We start from the raw sequence: 9,423 nt of genomic DNA, 5'->3' as shown, positions 1-9,423 counted from the left end.
TGTTATGTAAAATCTGATGCTGTCCTGCGCATCGGACGTCGTCTTGCTTGGCCTTGGAATTGGCTGGCAGCGTCTGGATTTCTCATCCCTCGGCTGTTGCGCGATCATATATATGACACGGTCGCCAACCATCGGCATCGTCTCACTCTGAAGCGCGATCATTGTCAGCTGCCGCCGCCTGAGCTGCGATCCCGCTTTCTTGATGAATGGCCGCTGTGGTGAAGAAGGAAAATACGCCCGTTTGTCGTATTGAAAAGGGAAAGAAACGTGGGAGGGGAAATGGATATGGCAAACGGAACAACACGGTGGCTTGATGAATGCACGCCTCGGGCGCTTGAGCGTTTTGCCGATGAATTGATCGCTATGGCCGAGCAAAGGGAGAACGAGGATCGGCGCCGGTTTTACGAAGGGATGGCGGTGGCGGCGAAACTCATCGCGCTCCGTTGGGAAGGAAAATGTGCCTATATTGATGATCATTTGCTTGATAACGTATACGAGGCGTTGGCTGTCTTCTCATTGGAAAAACTTGAGGAAACGCTGGCCTTGGAGGCAGAAGAGGCGCATGGCGGCGGCCGCTGCTCGTTTTGTCTCAAAGAAAAACCAAGGCTGGCCAAAGGTCCGCTGGCGGCAATTTGCGACGATTGCCTGCAGTTTGGGCTGCAAGTGATCGCCAAGCAGCCGTAATCGAGGCGGCGGTCATCGTGAAGGCGATGGCCGTCGTTTTTCTGCATAGCGGATAAGCGGGTAGGACAAGGCGAGCAACACGGCGATAAAGGGATGACGCCGCTCCAATGAAAATGCGCCTAGACGCAGCCGCCGGCTGTTCCGGCAAGGCTTCCCTAAATCATACATTGATGATGGGAAGGCGCGGCAGGGAATGCCAAACGTTTCATGAACGCTCCATGAAGACCGTTCCATCGGACATCGTGGTTCGTTCTCAAAGCCTGATTCTCCCATGGCCAACATGTGCAAAAGATGGAGCGCCAAAGGGGACGAAGGCCAAAAGAAGAGAGGAGGAAGGAGAATGATTCCGGTCGTAACATCTGATGAAATGTACGCCATCGACCGAGAAGTGACGGAGCGGATCGGCATCAGCGCTGATTCGTTGATGGAAAACGCAGGGCAGGCGCTGTTTCGGGTGCTGAAAGGGCGGATTCCGCGCGCTGATAGGGTGGCGGTGCTTGCCGGGGCGGGCAACAACGGCGGGGATGGGTTTGTCGTTGCCCGTATGTTGAAAAGCTGCGGCTACGAAACCGATGTATGGCTCATTCCACCAAAGGAAAAGGTGAAAGGAGCGGCGCGCACCGCGCTTGAGGTGTACGAGCGGTCCGGGTATTCGTGGATTCCGTATGAAGGGAATGAACAAGAGTTTGCGATGCGTGCGCCGCACTACGACGTGATCATTGATGCGCTCCTTGGCATCGGCGTGAAAGGCGAGGTTCGCTCTCCGTATCAAGAAATCATTGAACAACTGAACCGCTCGCGGGCTGTTGTGTATGCAATCGATGTGCCAAGCGGGGTGCCGGCGGATGGCGGTGATGTCGCCGCGGCCGTTCGCGCGGATATGACGCTCACCATTCAATGCCCGAAGCTTGGGGCGTACACATTCCCAGCGGCCGATTATTACGGGGAACTCGCTGTTGTAGATATCGGCATTCCGCCGCTCGTGGTCAAAACGAATGCAGCCCGTCGGTTCGTGTGGGAGCGAAGCGATGTCATGCGGACGATGCCAAAGCGGAGGCGGTCCTCGCATAAAGGAACGTATGGCAAACTGCTTGTAGTCGGCGGATCGAAAGCTATGGCAGGAGCAGTGACGCTCGCCGCCAAGGCAGCGCTGCGAAGCGGGGCCGGACTTGTGACCATGGCTGTTCCAGAAACAGTGTACGAAGCGGTTGCCAATCGGATGCCCGAGGCGATGTGCAGGCCATGGCCGGCCGAAGGGGGAGCGTTTGCCGGCGCGGCCGATTGGGACGGGCTGGATGTCGATGCGCTCGCCGTTGGTCCAGGCATGGGGAGAACGGAAGGGGTGCGCCGTCTTGTTGGGGAGTTGGTGCGAAAGCCGGTGCCCCTTATCCTCGATGCCGATGCCCTATTTTTCTGGGATGATTACGCTGAACAGGTGCGCCGCCGAAGCGCGCCGACGGTGATCACCCCTCATCCGGGGGAAATGGCGCGCATCGTCCGTCGCTCCATTCGCGAGGTCGAGCACGACCGCTTTGGGTTATCCAAGCGGTTGGCGATGGAATATGGCGTGTATGTCGTGTTGAAAGGGCCGTATACGATTGTTACGGCGCCGGATGGATCGCAATATGTCAACACGACCGGCAACCCGGCTTTGGCGAAAGGCGGCAGCGGTGACGTGTTGACGGGCATCGTGGCGGCGTTTTTGTTGCAGCACGAGGCGGTGCAGCCTGCGGTGAGCAATGCGGCGTTCGTGCATGGAAAGGCTGCTGATTGGCTTGTTCAACACGGTCATTCGCCTTGGGATGTATTGGCGTCGGACGTTGTGGAGGCCTTGCCGGCTGTGCTCGCTTCGCTGGCGTGATCAACCGGTCCATTGAAAGGGGCGCTGGGGGATGAAAACGATCCAGCTGGCTTGCGAATAACCGGCTGGCGTTTTCTTTCTCCCAGCCTTCTGCGCATAAGGCATGTGGTTCGGGCGCAAACTTTACCGCTGAGGCCGTATTTGCGGCTGCAGCTGTAATCGTTGGTTTATCAGCCGACAATCTTCCACTGATCGCTGGGCTGCGCCCTTCACGCGCCTGAAGCGGGAGTCTTCTTTCGAAACGATGATCAACGTTGCGGAAAGGCGGAAGTTCCATTTTTGGACAAACATGGATATCATGAATGTAGAAATAGAAGAAGGGAGATGGGAGTCATGCCGCAATTTGTTTGGCTCGAGACGGAGGAGGAAGTAAGAAGCGCTTTTCCGGTCATGCGGGAGCTGCGCACTCATTTGGATGAAGAAACGTATGTCGCGCTTGTGCGTGAAGCGCAAGAAAAAGAAGGGTATAAGCTTGCGGCGTTATATGATCAGGACAAAATGGTTGCCGTTGTCGGATTCATGCCGATGATCACGCTCTATAACGGCCGTTTTATTTGGGTTTGCGATTTGGTCACGACATCAGCCGAACGTTCGAAAGGGTATGGAAAAGCGTTGCTGTCGCATGTGCACGAATGGGCGAAGGAGCACGGCTACGGGATTGTCTCGCTGTCATCCGGCCTGCAGCGGGTTGACGCCCATCGCTTCTATGAGGAAAAAATGGAATATCAAAAAGTGAGTTATGTGTTTTTGAAACGCTTATCGATTTGAATCCAACGGCGTCCGTTCAGCGAGCGCTTTTCATTTTGTGGTAGAAAGTTGTTCCACTTTTCATTATAATAAAAAATATATAACTCGTATTTTGGAATTAATATTCTAATATTCGGAACAGAGGGGCAATGATGAATAAAACGGTCTTAAAAACAAAAGAACTGCTTGATTTGTTTCTCGATTGCGAACGGTTGACGCTGCCGGAAATGGTCGAGCGGCTTCGGATGCCCAAAACGTCGGTGTACCGGATGGCGCAGTCGCTTGTTGTCCTTGGTTTTTTGCAAAAACGAGGCGATTACTATGAGCTCGGTTTAGCCTTCTTGACGTTTGGCGCGCTCGTCGCCGAGCGGCTCGATATTCGCCGGGCGGCGCTGCCGGTGATGAAGCGGCTGAAAGAGGAGACGAACGAAGCGGTGAATCTTGTCATTCGCGACGGCGATGAGGCGCTGTATATTGAAAAAGTCGAGACGTCCGAGCCGGTGCGCGTCTATACGAAAGTCGGGCGGCGCGCCCCTCTGTATGCCGGGGCGTGCCCTCGTGTCTTGCTCGCGTTTATGGACAAGGCGGATCGGGAACGTTATTTAGAACAAGTCGAGCTTGTCAAAATCGCCAAACATACGGTGACCGACAAAGAAGCGCTGCGCCGGTTGTTGGAAGAAGACCGGGACCGCGGCTATACGGTCAGCTATTCTGAGCTGGAAAACTATTCGGCCGCCGTTGCGGTGCCGATTTTCAACCATGAAGGCGCGGCGGTTGCCGGGCTGAGCGTTGCCGGGCCGGAACAGCGCTTTTCGCCAGATGATGTGGCGCGCATCGTTCCGCGATTGAAGCAGGCGGCGATGGACATTTCGCGCGAACTCGGCTTTCGGGGGAAGGGATGACGGTGGAGTATACGTTGTTTCCATTATGCGAATATGCGGTGACGGTTCGNTTTTCGGCAGGATTTTAATGATATCGTCCACCAAACGGCCGCCCGGCTTCAGGCCGAGCGAAAAGAAGGCATCGAGGAGATCGTGCCGGCGTTTTCGTCACTCACCATCTACTATGATCCATTGGTGATCGATTACATCGGCATAGGCGCATGGCTAAGGAAAAACATCAGGCGGTCTGAACAAGCGGTGCGGCGTTCGGCGCGGACGGTCGTCATTCCCGTCTGTTACGGCGGCGAATTCGGTCCGGATTTGCCGGATGTCGCTCGTTTCCATGGGATGACAGAAGACGAAGTGATAGCGCTCCATTCGGCCGGACGCTACCGAGTTTATATGATCGGCTTTTCTCCTGGATTTGCCTATTTAGGAGGGCTGTCGCCGCGCTTGGCGACGCCAAGGCGGTCGGTGCCGCGCACAAAAGTGCCTGCCGGTTCGGTCGGCATCGCCGGCGGACAGACGGGCGTCTACCCGCTTGCGACGCCGGGCGGCTGGCAACTGATCGGTCGAACGCCGCTGAAGCTGTTTGACCCGCACCGAGAGAAGCCAAGTTTGCTTGCGGCTGGCGATATCGTCGCGTTTCAGCCGATTGGGGCTGATGAATTTGCACGTTGGAGCGAGGAACATGATTGACGTCATCGAGGCTGGGTTGTTTACAACCGTGCAAGATGGCGGGCGTTTTGGCTACCGGCATGCCGGCGTGCCGGCGGGCGGGGCGATGGATGCGTGGGCGTATCGCCTGGCTAATGCGCTTGTCGGCAACAACGGTGATGAGGCGGTGCTTGAGGCGACGATGGCCGGACCGACGCTTCGGTTTCGCGTCGAGGCCGTCGTTGCGGTATGCGGCGGCGATTTCCCGTGCACGCTCAATGGGCAGCCGATTTCCCTTTGGAAACCGGAGATCGTCAAATCGGGCGATGTGCTCGAAGTAGGGGTGTGTCGGACGGGGTTTCGGGCGTATATCGCTGTATCAGGCGGCATCGACGTCCCGCCCGTGATGGGCAGTCGTTCCACGTACGTTCCAGCCCAGCTTGGCGGGCTTTCAGGCCGCCCGTTGCAGCGGGGCGATGCACTGCCGGTCGGCGTTACTCATGGGCGTCGTGTTATCGGCCGGATGCGTTGGGGTCTTGCTTCGGCCGCCCGCCGCTATATTGGTGGGAAAACGAAAACGGTGCGCGCGGTTCCCGGTCCGGAGTATGACGAATTTACGCCGGCGAGCCGCCGCCAGTTTTTCGCCGCCCGCTATGAGGTGACGACGCAGTCCGATCGGATCGGCTATCGGCTTTCTGGACGGGCGTTGGCGCTTGTGCGCGAGCGGGAGATGGTCTCGGAAGCGGTCGTTTTCGGCACGGTGCAAGTCCCGGCATCCGGCCAGCCGATCGTATTGATGGCGGACAGCCAGACAACCGGCGGCTACCCGCGCATCGCCCAGGTTGCGTCTGTGGATTTGCCGATTCTCGCGCAGGCTCGTCCGGGTGACTTTATCCAATTTCAGCCGATCGAGCCGGAAGAAGCGATGTGGCTTTATCGGGAACAACAGCAACGGCTGGCTCGATGGATTGCGGCCATTCGCCGTCAATGGGAGGGAGAACGGTGAGGACGATTGATTTGAATTGCGATTTCGGCGAAAGCTTTGGGGTGTATAGGCTTGGGCAGGAAGAAATCTTATCGTACGTGACCTCTGTCAACATCGCCTGTGGGTTTCACGCCGGCGACCCGCTCGTCATGCGGCGGACGGTGCAACTCGCCATCCAGCATGGCGTTGCCATCGGCGCCCATCCGGGGTTTCCGGACTTGTTTGGCTTCGGACGGCGCGCCATGGCCGTTTCGCCAGAGGAGGTATACGCCTATGTAGTCTACCAAATCGGCGCGCTGGCTGCGTTTGTGAAGGCGGAAGGCGGCGTGATGACGCATGTTAAGCCGCACGGCGCCTTGTACAATATGGCGGCGAAAGACGCGGCGCTGGCCGAAGCGATCGCCAAAGCGGTGCATGATGTCGATCCGATGCTTGTCTTATACGGCTTGTCGGGAAGCGAACTCATCCGCGCCGGCCGCGCCTGCGGCTTGCGGACGGCGAGCGAAGTGTTCGCCGATCGGACGTATCAGGCGGACGGTTCGCTCACCCCAAGAAGCGATCCGCGCGCCATCATCGCGGATGAAGACGAAGCGGTCACGCAAGTGCTTATGATGATCCGCGACCGGCGCGTTCGCTCGGTGCAAGGGACGGACGTGGCGATTGAAGCCGACACCGTCTGTCTCCATGGCGACAATGAACAGGCGGTGCGATTTGCCAAGCGGCTCTATCAAGCCTTGCAAAACGAAGGAATCGCCATTCAGGCGCCGCGCCGAGAGGAAAGACGATGAAGAAAGCCGGAACACCATATTTGGCGCCCTTGCCGTCTTCTTTAATGGTGTATATGGGCGTGTGCACTGCCATGCAGCAGCTGCCGAATAAGCGCCTTAAGCAGGAAACTCGCTTAGGGCGCTGTTTTCATTTGGAGCTGTTTATTGCTTCTTCTAACTTATACCGATTTTTTGGCTGGCTCAATGAAATGGCCTTCATGACAGTCGATCTTCAATTGGTTACAATAACAAAGAGAGGTGACGGAACGAGAAAGGAGTACAAAAGGATGCACTACGCCATTCCGACAGTGGTGGTCAGCGAATGCCTCGGCTTTTCTGCCTGCCGGTATAACGGCGATATCATTCACAATTCGTTTGTCTCTCGTTTAGGGGAGTCTGCTCGGCTTGTGCCTGTATGCCCAGAAGTGGCCATTGGGCTTGGGGTTCCGCGGGAGACGGTCCGACTTGTGAAACGAGGCGAGGAAAGGCGGCTTGTGCAGTCGTCGACGAACCGAGATTGGACGAGGGAAATGAATTTGCCACCTCCTTTGTTTTTGACAGAGGCGGAGCGGGCCGCGCCCCCTGGATACTCTTTGTTCAGCGCGGTGCAGTTTGGATACGTTTTGATTTTGGCTGCCGCTTCGGCCGAACGGAACGAGTCGAAGAAAAAGCTGGCTGCGAGCGCAAAGGAAAGGACAAGCGGGATCACGAATCTCATCATGTGTTCCTCCTCTTTGCAACATAATGGTAAGCTTTTCCGGAATCATATTTTGCCATATTGGCTTTTGTCTATCAACCAAAAACGAACAAGCAAATGATGACGGGCCAAGAAAGGGGAAACGGTATGCACGGAGCAGACATCAAAGCGATCGTCTTTGATTTGGACGGAACATTATACGAGGAAACGGAGCATTTTGACTATTATGCCGAGCAGGTGGCGAAACGTCTTCGTGAAGCAGATCGGCCGCGCTTTTGGGACGACTACCGCGCCGTGCTCGCCGCCTGTTGTAGGCGGTGTATTTTTGTTTTGTATATTCAGAAAATTATTGAAAATATTTATGAAAGCGTGTACAATAAAAAATAGTCGGCTATATACCAACTGGTCAGTAAAAAAAGCTATCCAATGCTGCTTGCGTGGAGGCTGCCGCAGTGAACGATCGCGTGAAAAGGAGGAGGAAAACGGAATGAATACGAGACATTACCCGTATTGGCCGAAACGGCTCTCAAAAACGCTGGCTGTGCCGGAGACGACGCTGGTCGACCATTTGGAAACAACGGCGAAGCGCTATCCGAACAAAACGGCGATTTACTATTACGGAGCCGTGTATTCGTACAAACAGTTGCTCGATGAAGTGAACGCGTTGGCCGGCTATTTGCAGCAAAAGCTGTCCGTCAAACCGGGCGACCGCGTTCTATTGTACATGCAAAATTCTCCGCAGTTTGTCATCTCCTACTATGCCATTTTGCGCGCTGAAGCGATCGTCGTGCCGATCAATCCGATGAACACCTCAGAGGAGCTTTCCTTTTACGTCAATGATTGCGAAACGAGAGTCGCCATCGTTGGGCAGGAGCTGCTTGACAAAGCGGCCCCGCTCCTTGGACGAACGGCGTTGGAACAAATCATCGTCGCCGCTTATTCTGATTATGCTTCCGATGAATCGCCGGTTTCGCTTCCGGCTGAAGTGGCGGCGCCGCGGCGGGCCATTGGGGATGAGCGCATTCTTTTATGGGCGGACTGCCTCGGCGCCCAATTGCCGCCGCTTCCATACAACGGCCATGTTGATGACATCGCCGTCTTGCCATACACATCCGGGACGACCGGGGTGCCAAAAGGCTGCATCCACCCGCACCGGACGGTGAACGCCAACATCGTCGGCGCCTACCACTGGGGCGATGTGACGAGCGATTCGGTCGCGTTGGCGACGCTGCCGTTTTTCCATGTCACGGGGATGGTCCATAGCATGCATACGCCGATTTTCGCCGGCGCCGCCATGGTGTTGATGACGCGCTGGGATCGGGACGCGGCCGCCCGGCTGATTGAATTGCACCGCTGCACGCATTGGGTGAACATCAGCACGATGCTGATCGACTTTTTGGCCAACCCGGCGCTTGGCCGGTATGACATTTCCTCGCTTTCGAGCATTTCCGGCGGCGGAGCGGCGCTTCCGGAAGCGGTCGGGGAAAAATTGTTCCAGCTCACCGGCGTCCGTTATTTTGAAGGCTACGGGCTGACGGAGACGATTTCGCAGACGCATTTCAATCCGCCGGACCGGCCGAAATTGCAATGTCTCGGCGTTCCGTCGTTTGACGTCGACGCGCGCATCATCGACCCGGCGACGGGGCGGGAGCTTGGCGTCGGCGAAGTCGGGGAGATCATCGTTTGTGGCCCGCAAGTGTTCCGCGGCTATTACCGGCGTGAAAAAGAAACGGAAGAAGCGTTCATCGAGCTCGACGGCAAGCGGTTTTTCCGCACCGGCGACATCGGGCGGATGGATGAGGAAGGCTACTTTTTCATCGTCGACCGCGTCAAACGGATGATCAACGCTTCTGGATACAAAGTGTGGCCGACCGAAGTCGAGTCGCTTTTGTACAAACATCCGGCTGTTCAGCAGGCGTGCGTTGTCGGCGTGCCGGATCCGCGCCGCGGCGAAACGGTGAAGGCGTTTATCGTCCTTCATGACGAGTATGTCGGCAAAGTAACGGAAGAAGAGATCATTGAATGGTCCAAGACGCAAATGGCGGCGTACAAATATCCGCGCCTCGTTGAATTCCGCTCATCGCTGCCGATGACGTCAAGCGGCAAGCTGCTTTGGTTTTCGGCTCGCTTTTCAGCTCGAAGTC

10 protein-coding genes and 1 pseudogene are annotated in these 9,423 nt (G+C 56.4%); all 11 read left to right on the top strand.

The window, feature by feature from the left end; translation table 11 throughout:
• Window positions 1-222 (top strand): thiol-disulfide oxidoreductase DCC family protein (locus tag T260_RS1000000139215; RefSeq protein ID WP_128738880.1); only part of this gene is annotated, 222 nt, incomplete at its 5' end.
• Window positions 223-285: 63 nt separating this feature from the next.
• On the top strand, window positions 286-684 hold the full coding sequence (locus T260_RS122585; protein ID WP_021322568.1) for a hypothetical protein: 399 nt from the start codon (window positions 286-288) through the stop codon (window positions 682-684).
• Between the two features lie 340 nt (window positions 685-1,024).
• Window positions 1,025-2,545 (top strand): bifunctional ADP-dependent NAD(P)H-hydrate dehydratase/NAD(P)H-hydrate epimerase, encoded by a 1,521-nt coding sequence (locus T260_RS122595; RefSeq protein WP_020278847.1) that lies wholly within the window; start codon window positions 1,025-1,027, stop codon window positions 2,543-2,545.
• Between the two features lie 333 nt (window positions 2,546-2,878).
• Window positions 2,879-3,313, top strand: coding sequence for a GNAT family N-acetyltransferase (locus tag T260_RS122600; protein ID WP_011230994.1), 435 nt, complete (start codon window positions 2,879-2,881; stop codon window positions 3,311-3,313).
• A 131-nt stretch (window positions 3,314-3,444) separates the two neighbouring features.
• Window positions 3,445-4,194: an IclR family transcriptional regulator gene (locus tag T260_RS122605; protein WP_013145506.1), complete on the top strand. Its 750-nt coding sequence runs from the start codon at window positions 3,445-3,447 to the stop codon at window positions 4,192-4,194.
• A pseudogene (pxpB, locus tag T260_RS01000000138180) lies at window positions 4,191-4,872 on the top strand (5-oxoprolinase subunit PxpB). Before T260_RS122605 ends, pxpB begins: the two are co-directional and overlap by 4 nt.
• Entirely contained in the window at window positions 4,865-5,836 is a 972-nt protein-coding gene (locus T260_RS122610; RefSeq protein ID WP_014195657.1) for a 5-oxoprolinase subunit C family protein, read from the top strand. The pseudogene pxpB and the gene T260_RS122610 overlap by 8 nt, the downstream one beginning before the upstream one ends.
• A complete protein-coding gene (locus T260_RS122615; RefSeq protein WP_011230998.1) occupies window positions 5,833-6,603 on the top strand; it encodes a 5-oxoprolinase subunit PxpA in 771 nt (256 codons plus the stop codon). The genes T260_RS122610 and T260_RS122615 overlap by 4 nt, the downstream gene beginning before the upstream one ends.
• Window positions 6,600-7,400: a 2-thiouracil desulfurase family protein gene (locus T260_RS1000000140895; protein ID WP_081712641.1), complete on the top strand. Its 801-nt coding sequence runs from the start codon at window positions 6,600-6,602 to the stop codon at window positions 7,398-7,400. The genes T260_RS122615 and T260_RS1000000140895 overlap by 4 nt, the downstream gene beginning before the upstream one ends.
• A 26-nt stretch (window positions 7,401-7,426) precedes the next feature.
• On the top strand, window positions 7,427-7,666 hold the full coding sequence (locus T260_RS122625) for an HAD family hydrolase (RefSeq protein WP_011231000.1): 240 nt from the start codon (window positions 7,427-7,429) through the stop codon (window positions 7,664-7,666).
• 100 nt (window positions 7,667-7,766) lie between these two features.
• Window positions 7,767-9,423 (top strand): long-chain fatty acid--CoA ligase (locus tag T260_RS122630; protein ID WP_023634572.1); only part of this gene is annotated, 1,657 nt, incomplete at its 3' end.

It is taken from the genome of Geobacillus thermopakistaniensis, from assembly GCF_000498995.1.
Taxonomy (GTDB): Bacteria; Bacillota; Bacilli; order Bacillales; family Anoxybacillaceae; genus Geobacillus; species Geobacillus thermoleovorans.
The sequence above is the reverse complement of the archived record's forward strand: the minus strand, read 5'-3'. Positions and strand labels throughout refer to the sequence as shown.